We start from the raw sequence: 26549 nt of genomic DNA, 5'->3' as shown, positions 1-26549 counted from the left end.
GCTATACCTACGGAGATTTCCATGAAAACTTCGACCCTTGCCCGAGTGGCACTGGCCTGCATTCTGGCTGCGGGCACTGTCCATGCCGGTCCCCGCACCGTCACCGCGCCCGACGCACCGCGGGCGCTGCCCGCCGAAGGCCGGGTACAGGTGCAGTGGACCGATCCGGCCCAGTTCACCGAACTGCGCCAGAGCCGCAACCGCTGGGATGCCGAACGGGGCGACTGGGTGACGCAGCTGGCCGGGTACCTGCGCAAGCAGGCCGACAAACAGTTGCCGGCGGGACAGCAACTGGACGTCACCTTCACCGACATCAAACGTGCCGGCGACTACGAGCCGTGGCGCGGCCCGCGACTGGACGATGTGCGGATCATGCGCGACATCTATCCGCCGCGTATTACCCTGCAGTTCACCCTCACCGACGCCAATGGCCAGGTGATCGCCCAGGGCGAGCGCAAGCTGGTGGACACCGCGTACCTGCTCAACAGCAGCATGCCCAGTGACACCGACCCGCTGCGCTATGAGAAGCGGATGCTCAACGACTGGCTGCGCCGCGAGTTCCGCCAGGACACGGCGACCGGACGGTAAGCAGCCGGCCGCCTCGCGGGCGGCACGCCGCTACTGCGGTCGCCGTGGTTCCCCCACAGAAAAGGGCCGCACTGCGGCCCTTTTCGTTACTCGGACAGATAGACGCGCGGCGTGCGTTTGAGGCTGCACGGCAGCCGGTAGGCGCTGGTGTTGCAACGCGGCGCCAGCTCGGCGATGGTAGGCGCGCTGCCCCACAGCTGCACGAGGCTGCCGTGGCCGGCCTGCGGGTGATCGGTCAGATCCACGGTCAGCATGTCCATCGACACGCGGCCGATCAGTTGCCCCGGCACGCCTTCGATCAGCACCGGCGTGCCATTGGGGGCGAACTGCGGATAGCCATCGGCATACCCCATCGCCACCACACCTACCCGTGTCGGCCGCTCGGCGACAAAGCGCGCGCCATAGCCCAGCGGCTCACCCACACCCAGCTCGCGCACCGCGATCACCCGCGACTGCAGCGTCATCACCGGGCGCAACTGCGCGGCGTGCGGGCTGGGCTGCGGATACAGCGGGTCGGCGCCATACAGCATCAGGCCCGGGCGTACCCAATCGCTGCGCAACTGCGGCCAGCCCAGCAGCGCCGGCGAATTGCACAGGCTGGTTTCACCGGCCAAACCTTCTGTCGCACGAACGAAGACATCGAGCTGCTCCCGGGTGCGGTTGCTGTCCAGTTCATCGGCACGCGCCAGGTGGGTCATCAGCACCAGCGGGCCGACCTGCGGCAGTGCGCTCAGGCGGGCATGCGCGTCGCGGAACTCTTCCGGCGACAGACCCAGCCGGTGCATGCCGCTGTCCAGCTTGAGCCAGATACGCAGCGTGGCATCGGTCTTGAATGCCTCCACCGCTTCGAGCTGCCAGCGCGAGGACACGACCGTCCAGAAATCGTGCTCGACGATCAGCGGCAGTTCGGCCGCATCGAAGAAGCCTTCCATCAGCAGGATCGGACCACGGATGCCGGCCTGGCGCAGCTCCAGCGCCTCTTCGATGCAGGCCACGCCAAAGCCGTCGGCCTCGTCCTGCAGCGCGCGCGCGCAGGCCACCGCACCATGGCCATAGGCATCGGCCTTGATGATGGCCAGCGCCTTGCCGCCGCCCAATTGCCTGGCCAGGCGGTAGTTGTGGCGCAGCGCGTCCAGGTCGATCAGTGCCTGTGCCGGACGCATCAGTGCCGTCCCTTGCCGTAGCGGAAGATATCAAGGCCTTCGCTGCTGATCTGGGGCGTCTTGCCGCCCATCAGGTCGGCCAGATAACGGCCAGAGCCGGCGGCCATGGTCCAGCCCAGCGTGCCGTGGCCGGTATTGAGGAACAGGTTGCGATACGGCGTGGCGCCAATCACCGGCGTGCCGTCCGGGGTAGCCGGACGCAGGCCGGTCCAGAATTCGGCGCGCGACAGGTCGCCGCCCTCCGGATACAGATCCTTGACCACCTTCTCCAGCGTGGCGCGCCGGCGCGGCTCCAGCGACAGGTCGAAACCGGACACTTCGGCCATGCCACCGACACGGATGCGGTCCTGGAAACGGGTGACGGCGATCTTGTAGCTTTCGTCGAGGATGGTCGAGTTCGGGGCCATCGCCGCGTTGGTAATGGGCAGGGTCAGCGAGTAGCCCTTCAGCGGATACACCGGCAACTGCAGGCCCAGCGGCGCGAGCAGCTGCGGCGAGTAGCTGCCCAGCGCCAGCACGTAGTGGTCGGCGGTTTCCAGCTGGCCGTTGATGCGCACACCGGTGATGCGGTCGCCGTCGGCATGGATGGCGCTGATGGTCTGGTCGAAGCGGAACTCCACGCCGTTCCGGGCGGCCAGCGCGGCCAGCTTGTCGGTGAACAGCTGGCAATCGCCGGTCTGGTCCTCGGGCAGGCGCAATGCGCCGACCAGCATGCCGGTTTTGCCGGCCAGCGCCGGTTCGACGCGGGCGATGCCCTGGCGGTCGAGCACTTCATACGGCACGCCGTACTGGCGCAGCACCTCGATGTCCTGCGCGGCGGCATCCAGCTGCTGCTGGGTGCGGAACAGCTGGGTGGTGCCCAGCTGGCGTCCCTCGTAGTCGATGCCGGTGGCCGCACGCAGCTCGTTGATGCAGTCGCGGCTGTAGTCGGACACGCGCACCATGCGCGCCTTGTTCACCGCGTAACGGGCCGAGGTGCAGTTGCGCAGCATCTGCCACAGCCAGCGGTACTGGTTCAGATCGCCGGTCGGGCGGATCGCCAGTGGCGCATGTTCTTCGAACAGCCACTTGATCGCCTTGAACGGCACCCCGGGCGCGGCCCACGGCGAGGTGTAGCCGAAGGACAGCTGCCCGGCGTTGGCGAAGCTGGTTTCCAGCGCCGGCGCCGGCTGCCGGTCGACCACGGTGACCTCAAAGCCGGCCTGCCGCAGATACCAGGCACTGGTCGTGCCGATCACACCGCTGCCGAGCACCAGAACACGCATTTTCTTTCTCCGGACCACATGATTCCCTGTACAGAGGACAGCAGGGACTAGGAACGGCGCAGTATATTCAGGCCAAGCCAGTTGTTTTTTCTGTATTGACTGGAAAAATCAGGCTAATTTCCCGTTTCGTTCATCAAAAGCAGAGCCGCCATGGCCACCCGCAGCCGCGAACTGGACAAGATCGACCGCAAGATCCTGCGCATCCTGCAGCAGGAAGGACGCATTTCCTTCACCGAGCTGGGCGAGCGCGTGGGCCTGTCGACTACACCCTGCACCGAGCGGGTGCGGCGGCTGGAACGCGAAGGCGTGATCACCGGCTACTACGCGCGGCTGGATCCGTCCTCGGTCAAGGCCGGCCTGCTGGTGTTCGTGGAAATCAGCCTGGCCTACAAATCCGGCGACATCTTCGAGGAGTTCCGCCGCGCGGCGCTGAAACTGCCCAACGTGCTGGAATGCCATCTGATGTCCGGTGACTTCGACTACCTGCTCAAGGCCCGCATCAACGAGATGGCCTCCTACCGCAAGCTGCTGGGCAGCACCCTGCTGACCCTGCCGCATGTCCGCGAATCCAAGAGCTACATCGTGATGGAGGAAGTCAAGGAAACCCTGTGCCTGCCGATCAGCGAATGAGCGCGGCCGCGGCTCAGTTGCCGCGCGCGGCGCTGGGCGGCGGTACCACCCACTCACCGGTGCCGCTGGGCACGGTGTCGTAGTAGCGCCCGGTACGGGTATCGATCACCCGGTTCGGACCGGCCGGCTGCATGCCGTTGAGCGGCTGGCCGTTGCGGTCATAGACCGGACGGGCGACGGCCGGTGCCGCCGGCCGGATCGGCACCGCCGGTTTTGCGGGCGACACCGGCCGCTGCAGGCGCTCGCGCACAGGGGCGTTTTCGGCCGCCGGGCGGTTGTCGTCGGCCTGCGGCCGGGACGGTGGCGGCAAACTGACCGCACGGGTGGCGGTGGGCGACGGCGCCGGTTTTAGCTGCGCCTGCGCCGCCAGCGGCAGGCCGCCGGCCAGCAACAGCACAATGCGGGCAAACCTGGTCATGGGGGCCTCCCTTTATGGACCGGTTCGAGCATGCACCCGAACGGCTGGCGCAGTGATGAACGCTGCCGCTTGGCCCTCCAACCGCACGCGCCTACCATGGGTCATCGCCCCATCGGACCCCCACCATGACCGCTTTCGACCTCACGCCTCCGGACGCCGCGCAACGCGCCACCCTGATCGCCGGTCTGAGCCCGGACGAGGCGCGCGTGCTGCTGCACCACGGCACCGAGGCCCCGTTCTGCGGCGTATTCCTGGACAACAAGCGGGCGGGCGTCTACTGCTGCCGGCTGTGCGGGCTGCCGCTGTTCCGCTCCAGCACCAAGTTCGACTCCGGCACCGGCTGGCCCAGTTTCTTCGCCCCGTTCGATCCGGCGCATGTGCGGCAGATCCGCGACACCAGCCACGGGATGGTGCGCACGGAAATCGTCTGCGCCCGCTGCGACAGCCATCTGGGGCATGTCTTCCCGGATGGTCCGCCGCCCGCCTTCGAGCGGCACTGCCTGAACTCGGTATCGCTGGGCTTCGCCGGCCACGGCGAGCACTATCCCAACCCGCTGGGCCGCGGCGGCGCCGAAGCGTTGCCCGCCGACTGAGTTCACACTTCAGTTCTGGCGCGCCAGGCCGACAACGGGAGATTCCCTCCTTGTGCCTGCCCCATGCTCATCATCGTTGGTCTGCTCGTCGTCATCCTCAGCGTACTGGGCGGCTATCTTGGCGCGCACGGGCGCCTGGGCGCGCTGTGGCAGCCCTATGAACTGGTGATCATCGGCGGCGCGGCACTGGGCGCGTTCCTGATCGGCACCCCGCTCAAGCTGGTCAAACAGACCCTGGCCGCGGTGGTGGGCACCTTCAAAGGCCCGCAGTACCAGCGCCAGGATTATCTGGACGTGCTCAGCCTGGTCTACGAACTGCTCAACAAGGCACGCAAAGAGGGCTTCATGGCGCTGGAGGAGCACGTGGAGAACCCCGGCGAGAGCCCGGTGTTCGCCAGCTACCCGAAGATCCAGGCCGATCACCACCTGATGGCCTTCATGACCGACTGCCTGCGGCTGATGATCGGCTCCAATATCGAGCCGCACGAACTGGAGGCGCTGCTGGAACTGGAGCTGGAAAAGCACCACGAGGAGTCGCTGGCGCCGGCCGCGGTGCTCAACAAGGTCGCCGACGGACTGCCCGGTTTCGGCATCGTCGCCGCGGTGCTGGGCATCGTCATCACCATGGGCTCGATCGGCGGCGACATCAAGGAAGTCGGTGGCCATGTCGCCGGCGCGCTGGTCGGCACGTTCCTCGGCATTCTGCTCGGCTATGGCTTTGTCGGCCCGCTGGCGGCGGCAGTGGAAGCCCGCGCCGAGCAGGACGCGCGCATCTACGAATCGGTCAAGACCGCGCTGCTGGCGTGCCTGCGCGGCTACAACCCGAAGATCGCCCTGGAGTTCGCGCGCAAGACGGTGCCCTCGGCGCTGCGCCCGGGCTTCAACGAATTCGAGCAGCACCTGAAGTCGGTCAAGTAAGGCGCCGGTCATGAGCGAAACCAAACCCACGGTGATCATCCGCCGGGTCAAGAAGGTCAAACACGGCGGCCACCACGGCGGTTCATGGAAGGTGGCCTATGCCGACTTCGTCACCGCGATGATGGCCTTCTTCCTGGTGCTGTGGCTGATGGCCGCCACCAGCAAACCCGAGCGCGCGGCGATCTCCGAGTATTTCCGCAATCCCAGCCCGCTGGCCGGCAGCAGCGCCACACCGGCCCCGGGCATGGCCGGTCCGGGCGGTGCCAGCACCTCGATGATCAAGCTGGGGGGCGCCACCGACATCTCGCGCGGCAACAGCAGCGACCCGTTCCAGAACCAGCAGCAAGCCGTGCCAACTCCGGTACAGGAACGCGAGCGCGAGAAACAGCGGCTGGAAGCGCTCAGACAGGAACTGCAGGAAGCCATCAGCAAGAGCCAGGCGCTGGAGCCGTTCAAGGACCAGCTGCTGCTGGATATCACCCCGGAGGGCCTGCGCATCCAGATCGTGGACCAGCAGAACCGGCCGATGTTCGATCTGGGCAGCGCGCGGCTGATGCCCTACACCCGGGCGATCCTGCTGGAGCTGTCGCACTTCATCTCCCAGGTGCCCAACCGCATCAGCCTGACCGGCCACACCGACACCACCGCCTATTCGACCCAGCTGGGCTACAGCAACTGGGAACTGAGCGCCGACCGCGCCAACGCCGCGCGGCGCACGCTGCTGGAAGGCGGCATGGACGAGGCCAAGGTCGCGCGCGTGGTCGGGCTGTCCTCCTCGGTGCTGTTCGACAAAACCAACCCGCAGAACCCGATCAACCGCCGGATCAGCATCGTGGTGATGACCAGGGACGCCGAGGCCGCCGCCCTGAATGAAACCGACACCTTGCCGCTGCCGGCACTGGCCGCCGCGGCCGCGGGCGGCAACGCCGATCCGGTCACCGCCGCCGACTGAGGCCTACAATGGGCGCTGTTTTCCCATAGCCCGAGCATCATGTCCAAGCAGTCCAAAGCCAAGCGCGACCAGCGCAAGAAGCAGGCCCCGCGCCGCCCGTTCGCCCGCCTGAACGCCCAGCAGCCGGTGGAAAACCACGCCGTGCTGATGAATGAAGAAGGCCAGGTGGTGGCCGCCATCGGTCTGCAGGGCAACGAATGGCTGCTGGCCATCGGTGGCCAGACCATGGGCAACGCCGACAACCCGGTGCCGATGCTGGCCATGCTCAAGCACCTGGCCAACGTGCAGGAGAAGGAAGGCCGCAAGGTCAGCCTGGAGTACTCCCCGCAGCTGGAGGCGATGATCAACGATCTGGCCACCGACGAAGGCAAGACTGCCGACGACTATCTGGCCGCGCTGGTGGCCGAGTTCGAAAGCGGCGACGAGGAAATGGCTGCCGAAGAAGCCGACGTGGCTGACAGCACCGACACCGACGCCGCACCGGCTGCTGAAGCCGACGCCGGCGACAAGCCGCAGGCCTGAGCCGCAGGCCTGAGCCGCAGGCTACCGGTGACGGTCTTTATCGACGATGCGGTACATCCCTGGCGCGGCGAGCGCTGGGCGCATCTGATGGCCGACACCCTGCCCGAGCTGCATGCGCTGGCGCAGCAGCTCGGGATTCCCCGCCGCGCGTTCCAGAACCGTCCCAGCGGGGCGCACTACGACATACCGGCGCCGCTGCACGCCCGGGCCGTCGCGCTCGGCGCGGTCGCCATTTCCCGGCATCGCGACCGCGCCCTGATGCGCCAGGTCATCGCCAACGCGCGGGCGCAGTACAGCGCAGGGTGAGCGACAGCCGGGTGGGCGGAAACAGCCAGCGGCCGCGTCAGAACCTCGGGGAAAGCGGAATCAGAACGGATCGCTGCCCAGCCGCACTTCCACGTTCAGCAGCGAGCACAGCGCCAGCATCGCGTCATCGTCGCGGGTCAGCGCCATCCAGCCGGTGAAGCCCTCGCTGCCGGCATCCACGCTCCACAGCGTGTAGCCGTGTTCGCGCAGGCGATCGAAGGCGATGGACAGCAGCTGCACGCCATCGACATGGTCGGCGAAATCCTCGTCATCCAGATCGCCGCCCCAGTCCAGCTGCAGGTTCCAGCGCGCGGCCAGCTCGCTGACCGCGGCCATCACCGAGTCCAGATCCTCGCGCTCGACCTCGAAACCCGATTGCCAGCCGATGGCCGCAAACAGCGGCGGCAGCCAGTCACTGTCCGGCTCCAGCGGTTCGCCGCGCTCGGCCAGCAGCTCGCGCCAGCGGTTGAACTGCTGCAGCGCCAGTTCCTCGTCGCCGGGGTTGATCAGCACCAGCAGGTTCCACACCCGCGCCTCGAAGTCGTCCTCGTCGAAGTCGTGGGGGTTTTCCTCGAAATCGAAATAGTCGCTGTTGTCGGGCATGGCGGTTGTTCTGGCTGCGGGCGGGCGCGCCATTCTGACCGCAGCACCGGCGTCGGGGAAGCACGGCGTTTCAGGCTCGGGCGCAGCGGCAGGTATCCTGTGCGGCAGAAGACGGCCACGTTGGCCTTCAACCGATGATGAAGATGAGCGATACCCCTCCCGATCACCTGGCGGTCAATCCGCAGAGCCCGTTCCACGATGCCGCCGCCCTGCAGCGCGGCGTTGGCGTCCGCTTCAACGGCATCGAGCGCGATGACGTGGAGGAATACTCGGTCAGCGAAGGCTGGATCCGCGTGCAGGCCGGCAAGGCCCGCGACCGCCGCGGCAACCCGATGACGCTGAAGATCAAGGGCACGGTGGAGCCGTATTTCCTGCAGCTGCCGCAGCCGTAAGCGTTACCGCCGGCAGCGTCAATCGCGCTGCCGGCTCTCCAGCAGGTCCAGGTTGCGGATCAGCTTGCGCGCGACCTCGTCGGAGATCTGCCCGCGCCGGGTCAACCGGAACAGCTCCTCGCGCTCGGCATTTAGACCGGCCGCGCGCAGGCTGCGATAGGCCTGCTCCATGCGCCGGACCTTCTCCGGGTCCTCGTCCGGGCTCTGGCCCTTGTCCAGATTGCGCTGGTACAGCAGGCTCACCCGCGCCGCGGCATCGTTGTAGAGCTGCACGCTGCCGGTGCTCTGGCCCTCTCCGAGCTGCTGCCGGGCTTTCTCCACCGCCGCCAGCGCCGCCCGGGACGACGCCTTGCGCGCGATGTCCTCTTCGCGCCGGCTGTCCTCGTCCTTGGGCAGTTCAAGCCCGGTGAGCAGCCGCGGCAGCACCAGGCTGGCCGCGACCAGCGACACCAGGATCACCGCCGCGGCCAGGAAGATCACCAGATCGCGCGCCGGGAACGGCTCACCGCCAGGCACCATCAGCGGCAGCGTCAGCACACCGGCCAGGGTGATGGCCCCCCGCACACCGGCCACCGACATCGCCAGCACCACCCGCCATGGCATGCGCGTGCCCTGTTCGCCACGCCAGCGCGCCCGGAGCAGGTTCCAGCGCAGCGACAGCCATACCCAGGCCAGTCGCAGCAGCACCAGCATGGTGTTGATCGCCAGCACGTACACCAGCAGCCACCACGGGTTGCGCTGGCCGCTGGTGGCCATGGTGTCGACCGCGCGCTCGACGATGCCCGGCAGCTGCTCGCCCAGCAGCACGAAGATGATGCCGTTGAAGCTGAACTGCACCGTGTTCCAGACCGCGGCGCGCTGCACCCGCATGCTGCCACTGATGCGGCCGGTCAGCTCGACATAGCTCATGGTGATACCGGCGGCGACCGCGGCCAGGATGCCCGAGGCCTTGAACTCCTCGGCCAGCAGGTAGGCGGCGAACGGAATCAGCAGGTTGAGCAGCAGCGCCGCGCCAGGCTCCTCGCCGAAGCTGCGCCACAGCCAGCGCTGGAAGGTGGATACCCCGTACGTCACCCCCACGCCGATCGCCAGGCCGGCCAGCGCCACCCACAGGAAGGTCAGCGAGGCCTGCGCTAGCGAGAAGCTGCCGGTCATCACCGCAGCCACCGCGAAACTGAAGCAGACCAGGCCCGAGGCGTCGTTGAGCAGCGACTCGCCTTCCAGGATGTGCATCAGCCGTTTGGGCATCGGCACCCGCGAAGCGATCGCCCCGACCGCGACCGGATCGGTCGGCGAGAGGATCGCCGCCAGCGCGAAGGCCACCGCCAGTGGCATCGCCGGGATCAACCAATGGATCAGCAGCCCGGCGCCGAGCACGGTGAACACCACCAGGCCAAACGCCAGCTCCAGGATCGCGCCCTTGTCGCGGAACAGCCCGTGTTTGGGAATACGCCAGCCGTCCAGGAACAGCAGCGGCGGCAGGAACAGCAGGAAGAACATCTCCGGGTCCAGCGCATGACCGCGCTTGAACACCCCGGCAATCAGCGCGCCCAGCCCGATCTGCACCAGTGGCAGCGGCAGCGAAAAGGGAAGGATTCTTACCAGATAGCCGCTGGCGACAACGGCCACCAGCATCGCCAGGACGACTTCGATCGTGTGCATGCCCGTTCCAGGGAATCACCACCACGACAGCGCGCTGCCGGCGCGGGCAGCGACGGAAAAATACCTCTGGAAAACTACCACAGGCGTGCCGGGATGCCGATGCGCGCAGCTGGAACCGGCGCGCATTGGCGAACACGCTTACCCGGCACCCTGGAAACGGTAGATGTCCATCGCCAGAAACCCCAGGTCGATGCCGGCATCGATGCGCTGCGCGCCGAGCTGGTCGGTGCCGGCCGCACCCATCGCGAAATACAGCGGCAGCAGGTGCTCGTCGGTGGGATGGGCCTGCACGGCGGACGGCGCCTGCCGGCGGTAGTCGAACAACGCCGGCAGGTCGTTGGCCTGCAGCTTCTGCTCGATCCAGCCGATGAACGGGCGCACGTACGGCGCTTCCCGGGCCTGATCGTCGTTGCGCCAGTCGTGCAGGTTGTGGGTAATGCTGCCCGAGCCGACCAGCAGCACGCCCTGCTCGCGCAGCGGCGCCAGCGCCCGGCCCAGCGCGAACTGGTGGCGCGGCCCCAGCCCCGGCTGGATCGACACCTGCAGCACCGGGATGTCGGCCTGCGGATACAGATAGCGCAGCGGCACCCAGGCGCCGTGGTCCAGGCCGCGCTGCGGGTCCAGCACCGCCGGCAACCCGGCATCGGCCAGACGCGCGGCCACCTGCCGGGCCAACTCCGGGGCCCCCGGCGCCGGGTACTGCAGCTGGTACAGCGCGGCGGGAAAGCCGCCGAAATCGTGAAGGGTTTCCGGCTGCGCGGCGGCCGAGACCATCGGCGCGCGGCCCAGCCAGTGCGCCGAGGCCATCACGATCGCGCGCGGGCGCGGCAGGCCGGCGGCCAGTTCGGCCAACCGTAGCCCCACCAGGCCGGGCTCCAGCGCGGTCATCGGTGAACCATGCGAGATGTAGAGGGATGGCAGACGGTCCGTCACGGCGGACTCCCGGAGCAAAGAGGACAGCCGCCAGCTTATTGCGCGGATTGCACGCAACAAATAACCTCGACGGCAACGTTTTATTGCGGAAGTGGAAACAGTGGACACGATCGATGCGATGCGGGTGTTTGTCGCCGTAGTCGAACGCAACGGTTTCAGCGCCGCAGCCGAGGCGCTGGACCTGTCCACCGCCGCCGTCACCCGGCAGATCGCCGCGCTGGAAAAGCGCCTGTCCGCACGCCTGCTCAACCGCACCACCCGGCGCGTCAGCCCCACCAGCACCGGCGCGGCCTACTACCAGCGCTGCGTGCAGCTGCTGGCCGAATTCGACGAACTGGAAGCCTCGGTCGGGGCGCAGGCGCTGCAGCCCTCCGGCCGGCTGCGGATCAATGCCCCGGTCAGCTATGGCATCGCCCGCCTGGCGTCGCTGCTGCCCGGCTACAGCACGCGGTATCCGCAGGTGGAACTGGACCTGCAGCTGTCCGACCGGCTGGTGGACATGGTCGAGGAAGGTTTCGATCTGGCCATCCGCATCACCCGCCAGCCGGCGCCCTCGCTGATCGCCCGGCGGCTGGCGCAGGCGCGGATCACGCTGTGCGCGGCGCCATCCTATCTGGCCCGACGCGGCGCCCCGGCCACCCCGCAGGAACTGGCGGGGCACGATTGCCTGTCCTATACCTACTCGGCCGGCGGAGACAGCTGGACACTGCAGCGCGGGCAGAGCGAAGTGGGCATCGCGCTGGTGCCACGCATGCGCGCCAACAATGGCGAGGTACTGCGCGAGGCGGCCATCGCCGGCATGGGCATCATCGCCCAGCCGGATTTCATCATCGGCGAGGCGCTGGCCGACGGTCGCCTGGTACCGGTGCTGGCCGACTGGGAAGTGCCCTCGGTCGGCATCCATGCGGTCTATGCCAGCCGCAGCCACCTGGCGCCGAAGGTGCGCAGCTTCATCGACTATCTGGTCGAGTGCCTCGGCGGGGAAACGGCCGCCTCAGACTGAGCGGTGCTGGTCCAGCGCCACCCGCACCGCCTCCAGCGGCATCGGGCGGCCCAGCAGGTAACCCTGCACCTGGTCGCAGCCGTGCGCGGCCAGCCACGCAAGCTGGCCTTCGCTCTCCACGCCCTCGGCGATCACGTTCAGGCCCATGCTGTGGCCCAGCGACAGCAGCGCGCGGCAGATCGCCGCGTTGCGCGGGTTGCGCTCCACATCGCAGACGAAGTCGCGGTCGATCTTCAGCGAGTCCAGCGGCAGGTGCTGCAGGTAGGACATGCTGGAAAAGCCGGTGCCGAAATCATCCAGTGCCGCACCGATACCGTTTTCCTTCAACGCCTGCAGCGTCTGCAGCGCCTGCACCGGGTTGCGCATCACCGCGCTTTCGGTCAGTTCCAGCTGCAACGCCCCGGGGGGCAGGTCCCAGGCCTCGGTGGCACGGCTGAATTCGGCCACCAGATCGCTGTTGAACAACTGCACCGCCGAGATGTTCACCGCGATCGGCAGCCCGCCCCAGCCCTGGTCGGCCAGCTGGCGTTGCGCGCGCGCCGCGGCATGGATCACCCAGCGGCCCAACGCGACGATCAGCCCGGTGTCCTCGCACAGACGGATGAAATCGCCCGGCGCAATGAAGCTGCCATCGGCCTGCGGCCAGCGCAGCAGCGCCTCCAGCGCGGCCGGACTGCGATCGGCGGCGTGATAGATCGGCTGGAAGTGCAGCTCGAACTCGCCCTGGTCGATGGCGGTGTGGATCCGCCCGGCCAGCTGCAGGCGTTCGGTGTAACGGGCGGCGATACTGGCATCGAAACGCGCCAGCACCGTGCCATTCTCGCGCGCGGCATGGGCCGCCTGCGCCGCACGGCCCAATACCTGTTCGGCCATTTCCCCATCGTCAGGACAGCGCGCCACGCCCAGCCGCGGTTCCAGCTGGTGGCGCGAATCGCGCCCGCGCACCGGTTCGGACACCGCCGCCAGCAACGCGTCCAGGACCTGCTGCACCTCGTGCCCGGCGGCGATGGCCAGCACGAAATCCTCGGCCGGCTGATGGGCCAGCAGGCCATAGCCGGCCGCCAGCGCCCCCAGCCGCGTCGCCATGGCCTGCAGCACCTGCTCGCCTGCGTCCTGGCCCAGCGTATCGGCCACCATCTGGATCCCCCGCAGCTGCACGTGGACCACCGTGTAGCCGCTGCCAGCGGCGTCCAGACGGTCAGCCAGCGACCGCACCGTCAACAGGCCGGTGCCAGCATGATGGCTGGCGCGATAGGCCAGATCGCGTTCGTAGGCCAGCCGCTGGCTGGCGTCCTCGGCCAGCACCAGCAGCGCGGGTTTGCCATCGAACTCCAGCCGCGCGCTGTGCCCGATCACCTCGAACAGACTGCCGTCCTTGCGCCGGTGGATGAACACCCCCTCGGCCGGACGCAGCCCGTCGGCCAGCTCCCGGATGAACGCAACCGTCTCCTCGCGGTGCTCCGCCGGGCGGATGTCCAGGATCGTCATGCCAAGGAATTCGTCGCGGCTGTAGCCGTACTGCCGCACCGCGGCCTGGTTCACTTCCAGGAAGCGCAGGGTATGGAGGTCGAAAATCCAGAACGGCGCCGGATTGCGATCGAACACCAGCCGGAACTGGCGCTCGGCTTCCTGCGCGCGCAACTGGCTGTGCACGCGTTCGGTCACATCCACCACCGCACCGGTCATGCGCTTGCGGCGGTGCTCATTGACCATTTCCCCGCGCGCCGACAGCCAGCGCGTGGAGCCGTCGCGCAGCACCAGGCGGAACAGCGCGTTCACCACGCCACCGTTGGCCAGTGCCGCCTGCAGCTCGGCCCGCAACGTGGGACGGTCTTCGGCATGCACGCGCGCATACAGTGCCGGCAAGGTCGATTGCCGGGTCGACAAGCCAAACAGCTGCTGGGTTTGCGCCGACCAGCGCAGGGTGCCGCCATCACCACTGACCGACCAGGTCCCGACCTTGCCAACCTGGTGGGCCAGGGCCAGCTCGGCGGCGCCGGCGCGCAGCTCCTCGGTCAGCCGCGCCTGCCGCCGCAGACTGCGCCGGCGGATATGGATCAGGTACAGCAGTCCGACCACGTACAGCACGTACAGGCCGATGGCCGCATACAGCGCGGTGTACCACGGCCCCATCACCTCGTCGTAGGACAAGCCAGCGAACACGATCAGCGGATAATCGCGCGGCGCGCTGATCGCGCCGATCCGGGACAGGCCATCGACCGGGCTGTTGGCCACACCGCGGGCCCTCACCTTGTCCTCGGGCGGGAAGATCCGCATCGGCCGCGGCAGCGTGCGCTCCACCAGCGACGGGTCCAGACTGTGGGCCAGCAGCTGGCCATCGCGGTTGCCGATGGACACCACGCCCATGCGGCCGGTATCCAGGCCAGTAACGATTCGCTGGAACGCCGCCAGCCGGACCTGCGCCAGCAGCCATTGCCCCGGCTGTACCGGAATGGCCAGCTGCACCAGCCGTGATCCGTCCGGTCCGCGTTCCATCCTGCCCAGGTACAGCTCGCCCCTGAGCACGCGGTGCGCCGGATTGACCCAGCGGCTGAACCCCGGATCGCCGCTCCCGCCCGACAACGCCCGGCCCTGGCCATCCACCAGGGTGATCGTGGCCAGGTCCGGATTGCGTACCAGCACCCCGGCGATGGCCGACTCCAGCAACGCCGGCGCTTCCTCGGGAGCCAGCCAGAAATAGTCGCGCGCATCATTGGCGGTGCCGCGCAGCGTCCGTTCGAACGTGGACAGCTCCGAGCGCAGCAGGCGATCGGTGCCGGTGGCGATGGCCATGCTCTGCCGCTGCGCGGCCTGCAACCGGTTGCTGCGGTCATTCCACAGCAACAGCGCCAGCACGAGGGCCAGCACGATCGCCGCCACGCTTCCGATACCGCCGATCCTTCGCAGTGGATGGGCGAAGATCCGGTTCACAGGTGCCTGTCCGACATCAGTACACGTGCTGCACGCATGGGCGAGGTTCGTCTTCAGAGAACGCGACAGAAAATCCGCCCGCCACGGACCGGTTGAGTGCGCGTGCAGAAACGGTTTTCAACGTTGCGCGCCGCCCCCCGGCCACCATCGCAACGTTTCCTTCACAGCATGCCGCACAACAACCGCCCGCGTGAAGAGTCGACAGGCAATTTCCGGCAGGTTTGCCGTTACCTGCAACGGTCAAGTGCCCAACCGGCAGCCGTATGGTGCCGGGGCGGATCCGGACTATCGGCGCTGCCGCTGCGGCTACAGCCGGCGCGGGCAATATCCGGCAGTTGCCAGGCGGTGCGCGGTGCGGAAAACGGAACGGGTGCCCAGGAGCGCCCGTTCCGTTGCGGGTGCGCAAGGACCAGGCCCTGCTATTCCGGCCAGCGCAGCAGCAGCGCCGGATCGGCTCCCACCCGGCGGCACGCGCGCGTGGAAATGCCGTCGCTCAAGGCGATCCGGAACAACGGTGCCACGCTGCGCAGCACCCGCGCGGCGACAATGGATTGCAGCTGCTGGCCACGGCTGCGTCCGAGCAGCTGCGTGGCCCACTCCGGGAGCAGGGCCGCGCCGGCGGACAGGAACAGGTCGCGCGAGACCCCCGGCAGCGGCACCGGCAGGCGCACCTCGCTGAGCACCTCCAGCACCTCGCGCGAACGGTCGTCCATCCGCAGCTGCGACTGCTGCTGGGCGAAATAGGCCTGCACCTGCGCCTGGCTGGCCGGCACCTCGCGCGCGCCCAGCGCCTCGGCCACGCGCCGGTATTCGTCGTAGTAGCGGTCGGCGATGGCCGCCGGAATCTCCCGGCAATAGCGACGACAGCCTTCCAGGAAGCCGTAAGCCTCGGTCACATGTACCCAGGTCAGCAACTCCGGCGCATCGGCGCGGTAGTGGCGGCCATCGGGCAGGACGCCCGCCACCTGCGCATGGATCCGGCGAACGCGTTCGATCAGCGTCTCCACTTCCGCCACCGGCGCGTAGCTGGTGCCGGCGACAAAGCTGGTGGTTCGCCGCAGCCGCCCGACCAGGTCCTCACGGAAATTGGAATGGTCATAGACCCCGGCCAGCGCACGCGGATGCAGCAACTGCAGCATCAATGCGCACAGGCCGCCGGCGAGCATGCCGGGAAACTCCGAATGGATGCGCCAGGTGACGCTGTCCGGGCCGAACCAGCCCGGATCGCCGGCGGGCGCGTCGTAGGCCACGCCACTGTGGTCACGCGGGAAGGCGTCCAGCACCCAGCGGCGGATCTGGGCGGTGGCGGCGGAGGAAACACGTTCGGACAGGAGCGACATGGCGCCTATCGTACCGTTGCCGTCGCGCAAGTCGCAGATCCCCCGGTGTCATGCGCGATGATCGACACCACCCGGTGCGCCGCGACAGCCGCCGGAAGCGCCGTGTGCAGATGCAGCATGCGCCGCCGGTTTCAATTTTCCATTCCGCCACTTGCGCGATGACGCACCGCAAAATCCGCTCCCCTCCTCGTGCGCCGCTGCGCACGCCTTCGCGCGCCCCCCATTGCCAAGCAAGCGGAAAGTGCTAGAACTAAAGCCGCCTGACCGCTTCACGTCGCATCCGTCGCTCGTTCCAGAAAGTCACTGCAAGGAGCTCAACATGATCGCGTTGTTCAAAGGTTTGGGATTGCTGTTGCAGGACAACGAGCTGTATCGCAGCCCGTTCGAGAAGCAGGTCGCGCACTGGAAGAACCTGAGCGACGAACAGATACGCCAGGAAGTCGCCCTGCTGGCCAAGGCCAAGTGCCAGTGGCTGATAGCCTCCATCGTGCTCTGGCAGGCCGCCTCGCTGTTGATTCTGGGGCTGATCACCAACTATTTGTGGCGCGATGATTTCCATATCACCTTCACCCGCGTGGTGATCGTGTTCGGCTCGTGGGTGTCGATCCTGTTCGTGATCTGGTTCATGGCCAACATGTTCGATCACACCGCCGGCTTCGAGCGCTGGATGAAGGCCTTCAACAGCCGCGCGCGCATCAGTTCCGACGCCGACAGCGTGGAGAACGTGGGCGAGGCGCTGGAAATGGCCCAGCACTATCCGGAAGTGCTGGACTACAAGCAGGCTGTCACCGCCAAGCGCGAACTGCGCCATGAGGACGTGCGCATCATGCGCGAGCTCGGCCGCATGCGACAGCATTCGGAACTGGTGGGCAAGCTCAACCACATCGGTGACGACGGCCTGCGGTTGCAACCGGCGTTCTGATACTTCCACTCGCATTACCCATCGCCGCGCACTGGCGCGGCGATGTCATTTGGGGATGTGCACCTGCTGGCCAAAGCCGCCGGGCAGATCGCGCAGTTCGCGGCTGCTGCCCACCACCAGGGTGAAATCGGCCAAGGGCTCGCGGCGGCAGTCCTGCCCGCCCTCCCGGGCCTGGCATTGCTCGTTGTAGAGCCGGTAGCCGCAGCGGCCGCTGTCACTTTGCAGGCATTGGAAACGGCTGACACCGGCCATCACCGTGGTGCGGCTGAGCAGCGCGTGCTCGCCGCTGAGGCGGGTGATCGAGGTCTGCCCGGGGGGCCCGTGGATGCCCAACATCGACAGCAGACTGCCGAGCAGAACGGTCAGGTACAGCATGGCGATTCTCCTGGGACGGGCGCGGCCTTACATGCCGCGGAACAGACTCATGAACGGCTGGCTGACCACCAGCGTTTCGCTGCGGTTCTTCAGCCGCAATACGCCGCGCCCGCTGTCCTCGCGGCTCACCGCCGCCACCGCCTTCATGTTGACGAGGGTGGCGCGATGCACCTGGCGGAAACACTGGGGATCCAGCACCGCGGCCAGCTCGCGCAGCGAACTGCGCAGCAGCAGTTCCGCATCGGCGGTCACCACCACCGTGTATTTGTTGTCGGCGCGGAAATACAGAACCTCATCGAGCATCACCAGCCGCGTTTCACGGCCATTGCTGGCGGTGATCCACGCCAGCGGCGGTGCGCTCGGCGGCGTGGCCGGTTGCCGGGCCAGCTGCTGCAGCAGGCGTTCCAGAACCACCGGGTCCGCGCCCCCCACCGAGCGCCGGGCCAGCACGCGCTGGCGGGTGGCCAACAGGCGTTCATCGCTGACCGGCTTGAGCAGGTAATCGACCGCGCCTTGTTCGAAGGCGCTGATCGCGTACTGGTCGTAGGCGGTAACGAACACCACCTCGGTGCGCGGGCTGATCTGCTGCAGCGCGCGCGCCACGTCGATGCCGCTGACGCCGGGCATGCGGATATCCAGAAATGCCAGTGCCGGCTGGTGGGTCTCCAGTGCTTCCAGCGCCGCGGCCCCATCCTCGCAGGCGGCAACGATGACCAGCTCCGGCCACAAGCGCGCCAGCTGGTCCAGCAACGCCTGGCGCAGCAGCGGCTCGTCTTCGGCGATCAGCGCATCAAGAGGCATGCGGCAGCTCCGGGATGAGCGGCACGCCGGCCGGTGCCGGTACCGGTTCCAGGTGCTGGCACGGCAGGCTGATGGTGGCGGCCATGCCGCTGGGGAAATTCGACACCAGGCTCAATGACGCATCGGCACCGCAGCTCAGGCGCAGGCGTTCACGCAGGTTCTTCAGGCCGATCCCGGTGCCGGTGCTGCCGGTCGCCATACCCTGGCCGTCATCGGCCACGGTGACGGTCAGCCGGCCGTCCAGTTCGCGCGCCAGCACCCACACCGTGCCACCCCCGGATTTCGGCTCCAGGCCGTGCTTGATCGCGTTCTCCACCAGCGTCTGCAACGACATCGACGGCAGGGTGAGGTTGTGCAGCGCCTCGGGCACGTCGATCTGCAGGGTCAGGCGGGTGCCCATGCGGATGCGCAGGATCTCCAGATAGGCCTGCACCCGCTCCAGCTCCTGACCCAGCGTGGACAGCGACTGGTCGATGCCCGGCAGCGAGCTGCGCAGGTACTGGATCAGGTGGCCGAGCATCTGCTCGGCACGTTCGGGATCGCTGCGGGTGAGCACCTGCGCATTGGCCAGCGTGTTGTAGAGGAAGTGCGGTTCCACCTGCGCGTGCAGCAGATTCAGGCGGGCGACACTGAGTTCCTTCTCGGCCTCGGTGCGCGCGGCCTGCTCGCGTTCTTCGCGCCGCTGCCGGGCAACCTTGCCGCTCAGCGCCTGGGTGACGGCCTCGGCGTTCTCGTAGTTGCTGCCCTCATCGAGCAGCAGCAGGTCCAGCCAGGCGCCGGCATCGGGTTCGAACAGCAGGGTGACGCTGCAGGTGTCGGCGCCGGGGGTCACCCGCGCGGTGATCTGGTTGTGTTTGATCGCCAGCCGCGCCAGCGGATTCCAGCGCGATGGCGGCCGCTCCCCATAGGGATCGGCGCGGCGCTGGGTGGCGCGCAGCTGCAAGGTGCCCACCGAGCGCTCCAGCCGTTCGATCCGCGGCATCTGGCCGATCACCTGCTCCAGCAGGGCGAAGGCGTTGCCCGCCTCCAGCGGCAGCTCCACCTGGCGGCGGTGGCGGTTGCCCAGGGTCTGCGCGTCCAGGCGGTCGGCGACCAGCGCCACGCGGCGCACATGGCCGACGATAGCCGTCAGCGCAAAGCCCATCAGCACCATCGCGGCCAGGCCGAAGATCCAGCCCGGCGCCTCGTCCATGCCGCTGAACAGCCCGCTCCACAGGAAGCCGGCCGCGATCAGCGTCAGCGCCCAGGCGGCAAGAATGCGGAAACCGAGAAACAGGCTGGCGAACATGGCGGGGCTCTGTGGGAACTGTCGCCGAGCATAGGCTGCCGGCACCCTCCCACAAGCACGATGCGACGCAGACCGGGATTTCACCGATCAAGGCCGGCCCGCCGGGACGGAGCGTCGGCCCCGCCCCGCCGGCCCGCCCCCCATGCGCGGGCTGGTGCGCCTCGCCTCCCCCCGTGCGGACCGCAGCGCAGAAACGATGGTCTGCCGGCGTCGCCCGCCGCGCGGGGCCGGAAACGCAAAGCCCCTCTCCAGGCCGGAGAGGGGCTCGGTCAAACCCTCACGCGTCCCGGTGCGGGTTACTTGCGCTGGTCGGCGCTGGCATCACGGGTGGCGCGGAAGGCTTCTTCCGGGCTCCAGTTCGGCCACTGGCGCGAATTGGCCAGCTGCTCGCCCAGCGTGTAGACCACCTCCAGATCACGCGCGGCGCCGGCGAAGGTCCAGTCCGCCTGCCATTCATCGCCCTGCTGGTGGTAGCGCTTGGCGGTGTAGTCATCCGAAGCCGCCTTGCCGGCCGCCACGCCCCCGTCGATCCAGTCCTGCCCGGCCGAGTACGACAGCGCCGGCACGCCGCGCTTGGCGAACGGGAAGTGGTCGGAGCGGAAGAACAGCCCGGCTTCGGGCTTGGTATCCGGGGTGTAGCGGATGTCCCAGGCCTTGGCCACGTCCTTGAGCTGGTCCAGCAGATCCATCTTCGCCGAGCCGTAGATGCCGAAATCGCGCGACGGTCTGTACGGCGACATGCCGTCCATGTTGATCACCGCCACGGTCTTGGCCAGCGGGTACAGCGGGTGGCTGGCGTAGTACTCCGAGCCGAGCAGGCCCTTCTCCTCGGCGGTCACCGCCAGGAACAGCAGCGAGCGCTGCGGCCTGGGCTGGGTCGCAAAACCGCGCGCCAGCTCGACCAGCGCGGCGGTACCGGAGGCGTTGTCCATCGCGCCGTTGAAGATGCGATCACTGCGCGCATCGGGCTCACCCACGCCGATGTGGTCCCAGTGCGCGCTGTAGATGATGGTCTCGTCCGGGTGCGTGCTGCCCTCCAGGCGCGCGGCGACGTTGTGCGAGGTGATGACCTCGTTCTTCACCGCGTAGTGGGCCGAGAAGGTCTCGCCCTTCAGCTCCACCGGCTGGAAGTCGCGCGACTGCGCCTGCTTCTTCAGCGCTTCGAAATCCAGGCCGGCGCGCTTGAACATCGCCACCGCCAGGTCGCGCTGGATCCAGCCTTCCAGCGCCGGATGCGCCGCAGCCGGGTCGTCACGGACCACGTCGAACATGGTGTTGGTGTTGGAACCGGCCACCGTCGCCCAGCCATAGGAGGCCGGTGCGGTTTCGTGGACGATCAGCACGCCGGCCGCGCCCTGGCGCGCGCCTTCCTCGTACTTGTAGGTCCAGCGGCCGTAATAGGTCATGCCCTTGCCGTCGAAATCACCCACGCCGGTCTCGAAGTCCGGATCGTTGATCAGCACCACCGCGATCTTGCCCTTCAGGTCCACGCCCTTGAAGTCGTCCCAGTTGCGCTCTGGCGCCTTCACCCCATAGCCCAGGAATACCAGCGGCGCGTTCCGGATATCCACCTGCGACTGGCCGTTCATCGCCGCGCGCACGGCGATCTCCTGGCCCTGGCTCAGCGTCTGCGGCTTGCCCTGGCTGGTCAGGGTGAGCTGCGGCTTGCCGACGATGTCGCCCTTGAGCAGCGGCACGGCCTGGGTCCACAGCCGTTTCCCATCCTTCAGGTCACCGCCCGGCTGCATGCCGGCCTCGGCAAACTGTTTGCTCAGAAAGGCAATGGTCTTTTCCTCGCCGGCGGTGGCCGGGGAACGGCCCTCATAGGCGTCGGAGGAAAGCTCCTTGACGTCGGCCGAGATACGGGCGCCGTCGAACTTCGGTGGGGCGGCCATCAGGGCCGTGGACACGGACATCGCCAACAGGCTGATCACTACTTGCTTCACTTTCCACCTCGAATGGTCTGAACCAAGTTCCGAGTGTAGGTCAGGCAAGCGAAGTCAGCCCCTGCTGGAGGTCGTACCCATCGACGTTCACCCCTCGACAGCGCGCCGAAGCAGAAGGGCCTTCCCAGAGGAAGGCCCTTGCATCAATCACCAGTTGGGATCTTCATCTGCCGCCGATTGTGCAGGCGCACGTTTGGCAGCGGGTGGCTTGGCGGATGCGCGCGGTGTATCCGATGCTGCCGCCGTGGACACCACCTGTGTAGCACGCCCGGCCTTGTGACGCAGTTCGATCGAACCGGGAACAAACGTGCCGTCGGCTAGTCGGCTGCCGTCCTCAAGGGTGCCGTAGGAGGTCTGCATCGCAACACGGTCGATCCGGATCACACAACACGGCGATTCCGTGCGTCCTAGAGAGCGGCCAGTCTGAGGATCTTTCAACTCATCACCCAGTTGCACAGCCTGGTAACGCTCACCGACCTGCAACAGATCACCGCCCTGGCTGAGGATCACCTGATCGCCGTTGAGCGACACCACTGAAACCGGAAAAATCCCAGTGACGATGGCATTGCCGATCTGACCCGACAGAGAATCCATCATCGCCGCCGCCATGCCCTTGCCATCCACCACCCGTGGCAGCGTGCTCGGACCGGTGGAGGACAGTTGGTGATCGAAGCTGTCGGACATCACCACTTCGCCGGTAGACGCATTCAATAGTCGCAGGGTAATGCGACCACCACCGGAGTAGGAGGTGACCTGACGGTCAGACATGCGCAACTGGCGTGTGCTGCGCGGGTATTCGAAGCGCTCGATACTCGGGATCAGGATCAGGTCAGTTGCCAGTTGCTGGCCCAATCGCGCGCTGTCAACCAGACGTACGTTCCCACTGTTGATGTGGTCGATTTCAGCCTGCAGCTCGTCACCGAACTCGCGATCCAGCACGATGAAGCGCTTAGTCTGACTCAGTACATCGGACAATCGCGCACGGATCGCGCGCGCCACCTCGTCGGCGGCCACACGACTGTCCCCCACCGCGTAGCTGGGCGACAGAACCCGCGGCTCAGCAACCACGATCTTCGGTCGCCCCTCTTCATCTGTCGCCCGGTACTGGGCGATGCGCGCTTTGACACGTACCTTCCAATAGCTGCGCAATGTCTTGTGGCTCAGATCCGATTCATAGGCACTGGCGCCACGCTCGACATTGAGCTTGCCCTTCTCGCTGTAGGACTGAGACGCCGAGGCGTTCGCTTCGCCAGCCTGCGCCTTGGCGCTGGCACTGCCGCTAGCTGACGCGGAAGCCGAATAACTGAAGCCACCATCACTGGCACGCACGCGACTGACGGTTTCCGAATCAACCTTGTCGATTTCTTCCTGAGACAGGATCTCGTAACCGAGCACCGCCCCTTGCGAAGCCGCGAGCACCTGCTGCTGGAAGGCTTCGGCACGGATCGAACCGGTATGACTGCCGTCCATAGCCACATCCAGCCCGGCGCGCACCGACTGCAGATTGCCTGCCACGCGTATACCATTGATTTGGGCGAGTGCGGACTGCAGCGCCGCCAGCACCGCAAGTTCCGGCGTGCTGCCGATACCATCAGCTTCACGCGCAACCTCGGTCACGCCGCCGAAGTCCGGGCCGCTACGCGGGGCACCAGCTTCATTTTCCGTTGCCGCCAACACCGGTTCATTCTTTGCCGCCGTTGCTTCCGACTCCCCCTTCTTGGCGCATGCGCCAAGAAGGGAAGCAGAGACCAGCAGCCACACCATGCGTGTGGACATGTTCATGCGGGTCGGTCCGGTCTCAGTTCAGGCCATCAAGCATCGAATCGGCATTCGTCGGCACCTTGATCTTGCCGGCACGTGCGAAGGTCAGCGCCGACTTGGTGGAATCGTACAGACCCTTGGCGTAACCCGGCGATTCCTTGGCCACCCAGGCACCGGCGACCAGCTTGCGGCCGACAGTGGCGATCTGCGTCGGACCCAAGCTTTTCATGCCCGAAGCGAAACTGCCCGCCTCGCCCAGCAGACTGCGACCTTCGCTGACGGACTTCAGCAACGCCACCAGACCATCTGCATAGTGCTGCTTGGATTCGGCACTGAGCTCGGGCTGTTGGGCCTGGCGCTCATCCAGTGCGGCCTGCACGCTCTCGCTCAGCGAACGAGCCTTTTGCATCGCATCGACACTGACCGAGCCGCTGGACAGCGCCATGCTCTCGGCTTCCAGCAACTGTACCTGCTCGGCCAAACCAAAGGCCTTGGCGAACGCGGTCTGCGCCTGTAGCGAATACGATTGCGAGGTCACAAAGCGCTTGACCAGTGCTTCCTGCGCCGCTTCATCGGGAGCGCCAGCGGAAGCGTTCTGGGTGGAAGCGTCGCCCCCCATCAACCCCTTCAGCTTGCCCAGCTGCGCATTGGCAGGAGCAGCGAAAACGGCGGCGGCAATGGCAACAGCAAGTGCGGTAGTACGGATCATGGAAAACCCCTGTGTATTTCTACGGAATGGCGATACCCGCCATGCGGACATCGGAACTGCTTCGACTGGAACGCAACGCGAACGAACCGGCAAGGACAGCGCCGGTCAACGCACCGACTTGACGTTCAACTCGTTGATCATTTGCTGCGAGGCCTGCTCGGCGGCTTCGCGCAGTGCATTGGTGCGAGCAACCGATTCGTTCGGCCCCAGGCCGGCGTATTGCACGGGGCCCACCGACGATACCGTGCGCGGGAAGCGACCGGTCACATCCAGCACCTTGCCGGTCACAGTCACGTACACGCGCACATTGCCACTGGCCGGATCGCTATCACGCATGCCCACGTCCAGGGTGCCAACCGCGATGTACGGGATTTCGGCCGCACGCACACCATTGGCGGTATTGCGCAAGGTCTCGGCCGACAGGTCATTGCCGGTGCTGAAATCCTTGCGGATACGCTCGATGCTGAGCAATCCGCGGCTTTCACCTTCGACATATTCCGCTTCCACCACTTCATAGCCTGCCGCACTGAAGGCACCAGTCATCGCACTGTTCACTTCAGCGGCATTGGCAACCTTCCAGGTGATGTTGTCACTGCGCTGGGTGGTGCTGCCACCGCTGGTGACCGCGACCGAGCCGGTCTGGTTGATGCTGCCGCTGGTACTGACCGAATTGCCGCGGAAAGAATCGCCTTCGCGGGTCTTTTCGTCGTAGCCCTGGCTCACATCGACGCGACGATATTCCTTATCCTGGAACGACTGCACGGTGTCCTGCGAGCGCGCGATGAACAGAAAAGTCAGCAGCGAACGCTCGCCCGGGCGTGCCGCCGACACCGCCGAACCACCATCCAACGTGGCCTGCAGCAAGGTGGCGTTGATCTCGGCGCGCACTGTGATCGTGTACTGCTTGGCCTTCTTGTCCTCATTGTCGGACAAGGTGACGGTTGACAACACATAGCGGTCCACCTGTCCGATCAGCTGGTCACGGCGGGCTTCGAACAGGCGCAACTTGGCCGGGCCGGACTCGGCGATATAGGCCTCAAGCGCATTGACTTTGGCTTTTTCCAGTGCTTGCGCGCGGATGTCGGCGCTCAGGCGCAAACCATAGCTGGCCGAACCGCTGCCACGGGAGCTGACCGACTGCGCCGCTACCGGCATCACCACCAGCAGGGCGAGAAGAAATACGGATACCACACGAATCAACGACATGATTTGATCAACTCCTGAAGGCTCTGGGTCTGTTGCTGCAATGGGCGTCCGCCCGGCTTTTGTTCATCCAGCCAGGCTTTGTGCCCGCTACGGCCGGCGGCGGCGCCGGCAAAAGCATCAAAACCGGCCAACAGGGTTTCGTAACTGGCCGACCACTGGTCCACCTGCGACTGGGTAACCGGCACTACCTTGGTGGCACCCTTGCGCAGCGGTTGCTCGAAGAACACTTTGCCTGAAAACGGCTCTTTGACCGCGATGGAAAAGAACGCGCCAAACAGCATCTGCTTCATCGCTGCGGTTTCACTGACGACGCCATTCTTCAGTGCATCGACCTGCAAGGAGATCACGTAATCGGCTTCTGGAATCTTCAATTGGTACACCTTGCCGTCGGCAAAGCGCGCGGCCATCGCTCCGCCGATCGCTTGGCCGGCTGCCGGTGGCAGCAGGCCAATGCCCGTGGCGGCAGACAATGTCTTAGAAAGTTCATGTGCCAGTCCGGCGCGCAGCGATGCCTCCCAGAAGGGATCGGGCAACTTCTGGATCGTCGCGTCGGACAACGTCACCTCACCGACCTGGAGCCGACGTACCGACGCATTCGGCAGCAGCGCCGTGGCCAAGGTCTGCGCTAACACCTGTGGCAGATCTGTGTCGGCCTGACCATAGAGCAGGCCGGTGACGATCGCATTGATCTGCCTCTCGTCCGGGCGATAGTCCAGCAGATCAATACGCTGCAGCGTCACCGGATAGGACGCGATCACCTGGCGCTCGCGGAAGTCGAAGAACAGCGCCTGCAGCGCCACCTCCACCAGCACCTTGTACTGTCCAGCGATCGGTTCCACCGATACCAGTTCACGGTCGAGCGCGGCCGCCAATACAGTGGCACTGGTGCTGCCATCCAGTTTGGCCAGTTGATCGCGGATCAGGATCAGGTGCTGCGCCGGCCTGCGATCGAGTGCACTGGACAGTTTGCCGTTGAGCGCCTCAATACCACCGTCACTGATCGCCGCGCTGGTGCGCGGTGTGGCGTTCTGGCTATCGGATTGCGCACCGGTAAAGGCGAAGCCAGCCCAGTACACCGGCGACTTGCCTGCATCGGCATGGGCCGAGGTACAGAGAGACACTAAAAACAGGAACATAACGCTCCTGCAGCCGCCCGCAAGAGCGCCCTTCATCCTTGAAGCCATCAACTCACAACCCCTGTATGAAGCGAGAATTTCTCGCAGTCACTTTTGTGAATGCTGAGAAGTATACATTTCATGACTATTTTGGAAAGTCGGAAATTTCCTGACATCGGAACGCGAAAAACAGCTCTTGGTTCGAAT

General features: G+C 66.5%; 26 protein-coding genes. 10 read left to right on the top strand and 16 right to left on the bottom strand.

The window, feature by feature from the left end:
- Positions 1–21 precede the first annotated feature (21 nt).
- Positions 22–588: a DUF3016 domain-containing protein gene (locus ACVOMC_RS05890; RefSeq protein WP_481523201.1), complete on the top strand. Its 567-nt coding sequence runs from the start codon at positions 22–24 to the stop codon at positions 586–588.
- Positions 589–674: 86 nt separating this feature from the next.
- Here the strand turns inward: ACVOMC_RS05890 and alr are convergent, their stop codons facing one another.
- Both alr and ACVOMC_RS05880 read right to left on the bottom strand, forming a co-directional pair.
- Positions 675–1751 (bottom strand): alanine racemase, encoded by a 1077-nt coding sequence (alr, locus tag ACVOMC_RS05885; protein WP_481523200.1) that lies wholly within the window; start codon positions 1749–1751, stop codon positions 675–677.
- The gene (locus ACVOMC_RS05880) at positions 1751–3016 is read right to left on the bottom strand and encodes a D-amino acid dehydrogenase (RefSeq protein WP_481523199.1); all 1266 of its coding nucleotides are present in this window, start codon (positions 3014–3016) and stop codon (positions 1751–1753) included. The genes alr and ACVOMC_RS05880 overlap by 1 nt, the downstream gene beginning before the upstream one ends.
- A 150-nt stretch (positions 3017–3166) precedes the next feature.
- Here ACVOMC_RS05880 and ACVOMC_RS05875 point away from each other — a divergent pair, with 150 nt between their 5' ends.
- A complete protein-coding gene (locus ACVOMC_RS05875) occupies positions 3167–3646 on the top strand; it encodes a winged helix-turn-helix transcriptional regulator (RefSeq protein WP_054659526.1) in 480 nt (159 codons plus the stop codon).
- A gap of 13 nt (positions 3647–3659) precedes the next feature.
- Here ACVOMC_RS05875 and ACVOMC_RS05870 read toward each other — a convergent pair whose 3' ends face one another.
- Positions 3660–4064 carry a classical arabinogalactan protein 4 gene (locus ACVOMC_RS05870; protein WP_481523198.1) on the bottom strand — a complete coding sequence of 135 codons (405 nt, stop codon included), beginning with the start codon at positions 4062–4064 and terminating at the stop codon, positions 3660–3662.
- A gap of 125 nt (positions 4065–4189) precedes the next feature.
- On the opposite strand from ACVOMC_RS05870, the gene msrB reads away from it, so the two are divergent.
- From msrB to ACVOMC_RS05845, 5 genes are all read left to right on the top strand, one after another.
- Complete coding sequence (gene msrB / locus ACVOMC_RS05865; protein WP_481523197.1) at positions 4190–4657, top strand: peptide-methionine (R)-S-oxide reductase MsrB; 468 nt, start codon at positions 4190–4192, stop codon at positions 4655–4657.
- A gap of 63 nt (positions 4658–4720) precedes the next feature.
- On the top strand, positions 4721–5575 hold the full coding sequence (gene motA, locus ACVOMC_RS05860; protein ID WP_481523196.1) for a flagellar motor stator protein MotA: 855 nt from the start codon (positions 4721–4723) through the stop codon (positions 5573–5575).
- A 10-nt stretch (positions 5576–5585) separates the two neighbouring features.
- Entirely contained in the window at positions 5586–6527 is a 942-nt protein-coding gene (gene motB, locus ACVOMC_RS05855; protein ID WP_481523195.1) for a flagellar motor protein MotB, read from the top strand.
- A gap of 39 nt (positions 6528–6566) precedes the next feature.
- Complete coding sequence (locus tag ACVOMC_RS05850; protein WP_481523194.1) at positions 6567–7049, top strand: hypothetical protein; 483 nt, start codon at positions 6567–6569, stop codon at positions 7047–7049.
- 27 nt (positions 7050–7076) lie between these two features.
- Positions 7077–7355: a DUF4031 domain-containing protein gene (locus tag ACVOMC_RS05845; RefSeq protein WP_481523193.1), complete on the top strand. Its 279-nt coding sequence runs from the start codon at positions 7077–7079 to the stop codon at positions 7353–7355.
- Positions 7356–7415: 60 nt separating this feature from the next.
- Here ACVOMC_RS05845 and ACVOMC_RS05840 read toward each other — a convergent pair whose 3' ends face one another.
- Positions 7416–7958 carry a DUF6630 family protein gene (locus tag ACVOMC_RS05840; RefSeq protein WP_054660758.1) on the bottom strand — a complete coding sequence of 181 codons (543 nt, stop codon included), beginning with the start codon at positions 7956–7958 and terminating at the stop codon, positions 7416–7418.
- Positions 7959–8101: 143 nt separating this feature from the next.
- Between ACVOMC_RS05840 and ACVOMC_RS05835 the strand changes: the two genes are divergently transcribed.
- Entirely contained in the window at positions 8102–8350 is a 249-nt protein-coding gene (locus tag ACVOMC_RS05835; RefSeq protein ID WP_054660762.1) for a DUF3297 family protein, read from the top strand.
- 18 nt (positions 8351–8368) lie between these two features.
- On the opposite strand, the gene ACVOMC_RS05830 is transcribed toward ACVOMC_RS05835, so the two are convergent.
- Entirely contained in the window at positions 8369–10012 is a 1644-nt protein-coding gene (locus ACVOMC_RS05830; RefSeq protein WP_481523192.1) for a Na+/H+ antiporter, read from the bottom strand.
- A gap of 138 nt (positions 10013–10150) precedes the next feature.
- Entirely contained in the window at positions 10151–10900 is a 750-nt protein-coding gene (locus ACVOMC_RS05825; protein WP_481523329.1) for a DODA-type extradiol aromatic ring-opening family dioxygenase, read from the bottom strand.
- A gap of 145 nt (positions 10901–11045) precedes the next feature.
- Here ACVOMC_RS05825 and ACVOMC_RS05820 point away from each other — a divergent pair, with 145 nt between their 5' ends.
- The gene (locus tag ACVOMC_RS05820; protein ID WP_481523191.1) at positions 11046–11948 is read left to right on the top strand and encodes a LysR family transcriptional regulator; all 903 of its coding nucleotides are present in this window, start codon (positions 11046–11048) and stop codon (positions 11946–11948) included.
- On the opposite strand, the gene ACVOMC_RS05815 is transcribed toward ACVOMC_RS05820, so the two are convergent.
- Both ACVOMC_RS05815 and ACVOMC_RS05810 read right to left on the bottom strand, forming a co-directional pair.
- Positions 11940–14879, bottom strand: a complete 2940-nt coding sequence (locus ACVOMC_RS05815; protein WP_481523190.1) for a bifunctional diguanylate cyclase/phosphodiesterase — start codon at positions 14877–14879, stop codon at positions 11940–11942. The genes ACVOMC_RS05820 and ACVOMC_RS05815 overlap by 9 nt on opposite strands.
- 419 nt (positions 14880–15298) lie before the next feature.
- Positions 15299–16219, bottom strand: coding sequence for an oxygenase MpaB family protein (locus ACVOMC_RS05810; protein WP_481523189.1), 921 nt, complete (start codon positions 16217–16219; stop codon positions 15299–15301).
- Positions 16220–16538: 319 nt separating this feature from the next.
- On the opposite strand from ACVOMC_RS05810, the gene ACVOMC_RS05805 reads away from it, so the two are divergent.
- On the top strand, positions 16539–17141 hold the full coding sequence (locus tag ACVOMC_RS05805; protein ID WP_054660481.1) for a hypothetical protein: 603 nt from the start codon (positions 16539–16541) through the stop codon (positions 17139–17141).
- A 45-nt stretch (positions 17142–17186) separates the two neighbouring features.
- On the opposite strand, the gene ACVOMC_RS05800 is transcribed toward ACVOMC_RS05805, so the two are convergent.
- From ACVOMC_RS05800 to ACVOMC_RS05765, 8 genes are all read right to left on the bottom strand, one after another.
- A complete protein-coding gene (locus tag ACVOMC_RS05800) occupies positions 17187–17516 on the bottom strand; it encodes a hypothetical protein (protein ID WP_481523188.1) in 330 nt (109 codons plus the stop codon).
- A gap of 27 nt (positions 17517–17543) precedes the next feature.
- A complete protein-coding gene (locus ACVOMC_RS05795; protein WP_481523187.1) occupies positions 17544–18317 on the bottom strand; it encodes a LytR/AlgR family response regulator transcription factor in 774 nt (257 codons plus the stop codon).
- Positions 18307–19605 carry a histidine kinase gene (locus tag ACVOMC_RS05790; RefSeq protein ID WP_481523186.1) on the bottom strand — a complete coding sequence of 433 codons (1299 nt, stop codon included), beginning with the start codon at positions 19603–19605 and terminating at the stop codon, positions 18307–18309. The genes ACVOMC_RS05795 and ACVOMC_RS05790 overlap by 11 nt, the downstream gene beginning before the upstream one ends.
- Before the next feature lie 296 nt (positions 19606–19901).
- Positions 19902–21521 (bottom strand): M28 family metallopeptidase, encoded by a 1620-nt coding sequence (locus ACVOMC_RS05785; protein ID WP_481523328.1) that lies wholly within the window; start codon positions 21519–21521, stop codon positions 19902–19904.
- Between the two features lie 177 nt (positions 21522–21698).
- The gene (locus ACVOMC_RS05780; RefSeq protein ID WP_481523185.1) at positions 21699–23333 is read right to left on the bottom strand and encodes a CsgG/HfaB family protein; all 1635 of its coding nucleotides are present in this window, start codon (positions 23331–23333) and stop codon (positions 21699–21701) included.
- 16 nt (positions 23334–23349) lie between these two features.
- On the bottom strand, positions 23350–24021 hold the full coding sequence (locus tag ACVOMC_RS05775; protein WP_481523184.1) for a hypothetical protein: 672 nt from the start codon (positions 24019–24021) through the stop codon (positions 23350–23352).
- 105 nt (positions 24022–24126) lie between these two features.
- Positions 24127–25227, bottom strand: a complete 1101-nt coding sequence (locus ACVOMC_RS05770; protein ID WP_481523183.1) for a hypothetical protein — start codon at positions 25225–25227, stop codon at positions 24127–24129.
- A complete protein-coding gene (locus tag ACVOMC_RS05765; RefSeq protein WP_481523182.1) occupies positions 25218–26363 on the bottom strand; it encodes a hypothetical protein in 1146 nt (381 codons plus the stop codon). The genes ACVOMC_RS05770 and ACVOMC_RS05765 overlap by 10 nt, the downstream gene beginning before the upstream one ends.
- Positions 26364–26549: the final 186 nt, after the last annotated feature.

The organism is Stenotrophomonas sp. STEN014 (assembly GCF_056760315.1).
This window is presented reverse-complemented; position numbering and strand designations above follow the sequence as displayed.

Excerpts from the sequence above, each read along its gene's own strand:
- ACVOMC_RS05765 (WP_481523182.1), bottom strand. The coding sequence starts at position 26,363 with ATGTTCCTGTTTTTAGTGTCTCTCTGTACCTCGGCCCATGCCGATGCA.
- ACVOMC_RS05825 (WP_481523329.1), bottom strand. The coding sequence starts at position 10,900 with ATGACCGCGCTGGAGCCCGGCCTGGTGGGGCTACGGTTGGCCGAACTG.
- motA (WP_481523196.1), top strand. The coding sequence starts at position 4,721 with ATGCTCATCATCGTTGGTCTGCTCGTCGTCATCCTCAGCGTACTGGGC.
- ACVOMC_RS05850 (WP_481523194.1), top strand. The coding sequence starts at position 6,567 with ATGTCCAAGCAGTCCAAAGCCAAGCGCGACCAGCGCAAGAAGCAGGCC.
- ACVOMC_RS05785 (WP_481523328.1), bottom strand. The coding sequence starts at position 21,521 with ATGTCCGTGTCCACGGCCCTGATGGCCGCCCCACCGAAGTTCGACGGC.
- ACVOMC_RS05875 (WP_054659526.1), top strand. The coding sequence starts at position 3,167 with ATGGCCACCCGCAGCCGCGAACTGGACAAGATCGACCGCAAGATCCTG.
- ACVOMC_RS05840 (WP_054660758.1), bottom strand. The coding sequence starts at position 7,958 with ATGCCCGACAACAGCGACTATTTCGATTTCGAGGAAAACCCCCACGAC.
- ACVOMC_RS05890 (WP_481523201.1), top strand. The coding sequence starts at position 22 with ATGAAAACTTCGACCCTTGCCCGAGTGGCACTGGCCTGCATTCTGGCT.
- ACVOMC_RS05770 (WP_481523183.1), bottom strand. The coding sequence starts at position 25,227 with ATGTCGTTGATTCGTGTGGTATCCGTATTTCTTCTCGCCCTGCTGGTG.
- ACVOMC_RS05810 (WP_481523189.1), bottom strand. The coding sequence starts at position 16,219 with ATGTCGCTCCTGTCCGAACGTGTTTCCTCCGCCGCCACCGCCCAGATC.
- ACVOMC_RS05835 (WP_054660762.1), top strand. The coding sequence starts at position 8,102 with ATGAGCGATACCCCTCCCGATCACCTGGCGGTCAATCCGCAGAGCCCG.
- ACVOMC_RS05790 (WP_481523186.1), bottom strand. The coding sequence starts at position 19,605 with ATGTTCGCCAGCCTGTTTCTCGGTTTCCGCATTCTTGCCGCCTGGGCG.
- ACVOMC_RS05800 (WP_481523188.1), bottom strand. The coding sequence starts at position 17,516 with ATGCTGTACCTGACCGTTCTGCTCGGCAGTCTGCTGTCGATGTTGGGC.
- ACVOMC_RS05795 (WP_481523187.1), bottom strand. The coding sequence starts at position 18,317 with ATGCCTCTTGATGCGCTGATCGCCGAAGACGAGCCGCTGCTGCGCCAG.
- alr (WP_481523200.1), bottom strand. The coding sequence starts at position 1,751 with ATGCGTCCGGCACAGGCACTGATCGACCTGGACGCGCTGCGCCACAAC.
- motB (WP_481523195.1), top strand. The coding sequence starts at position 5,586 with ATGAGCGAAACCAAACCCACGGTGATCATCCGCCGGGTCAAGAAGGTC.
- msrB (WP_481523197.1), top strand. The coding sequence starts at position 4,190 with ATGACCGCTTTCGACCTCACGCCTCCGGACGCCGCGCAACGCGCCACC.
- ACVOMC_RS05870 (WP_481523198.1), bottom strand. The coding sequence starts at position 4,064 with ATGACCAGGTTTGCCCGCATTGTGCTGTTGCTGGCCGGCGGCCTGCCG.
- ACVOMC_RS05780 (WP_481523185.1), bottom strand. The coding sequence starts at position 23,333 with ATGAACATGTCCACACGCATGGTGTGGCTGCTGGTCTCTGCTTCCCTT.
- ACVOMC_RS05775 (WP_481523184.1), bottom strand. The coding sequence starts at position 24,021 with ATGATCCGTACTACCGCACTTGCTGTTGCCATTGCCGCCGCCGTTTTC.
- ACVOMC_RS05805 (WP_054660481.1), top strand. The coding sequence starts at position 16,539 with ATGATCGCGTTGTTCAAAGGTTTGGGATTGCTGTTGCAGGACAACGAG.
- ACVOMC_RS05880 (WP_481523199.1), bottom strand. The coding sequence starts at position 3,016 with ATGCGTGTTCTGGTGCTCGGCAGCGGTGTGATCGGCACGACCAGTGCC.
- ACVOMC_RS05830 (WP_481523192.1), bottom strand. The coding sequence starts at position 10,012 with ATGCACACGATCGAAGTCGTCCTGGCGATGCTGGTGGCCGTTGTCGCC.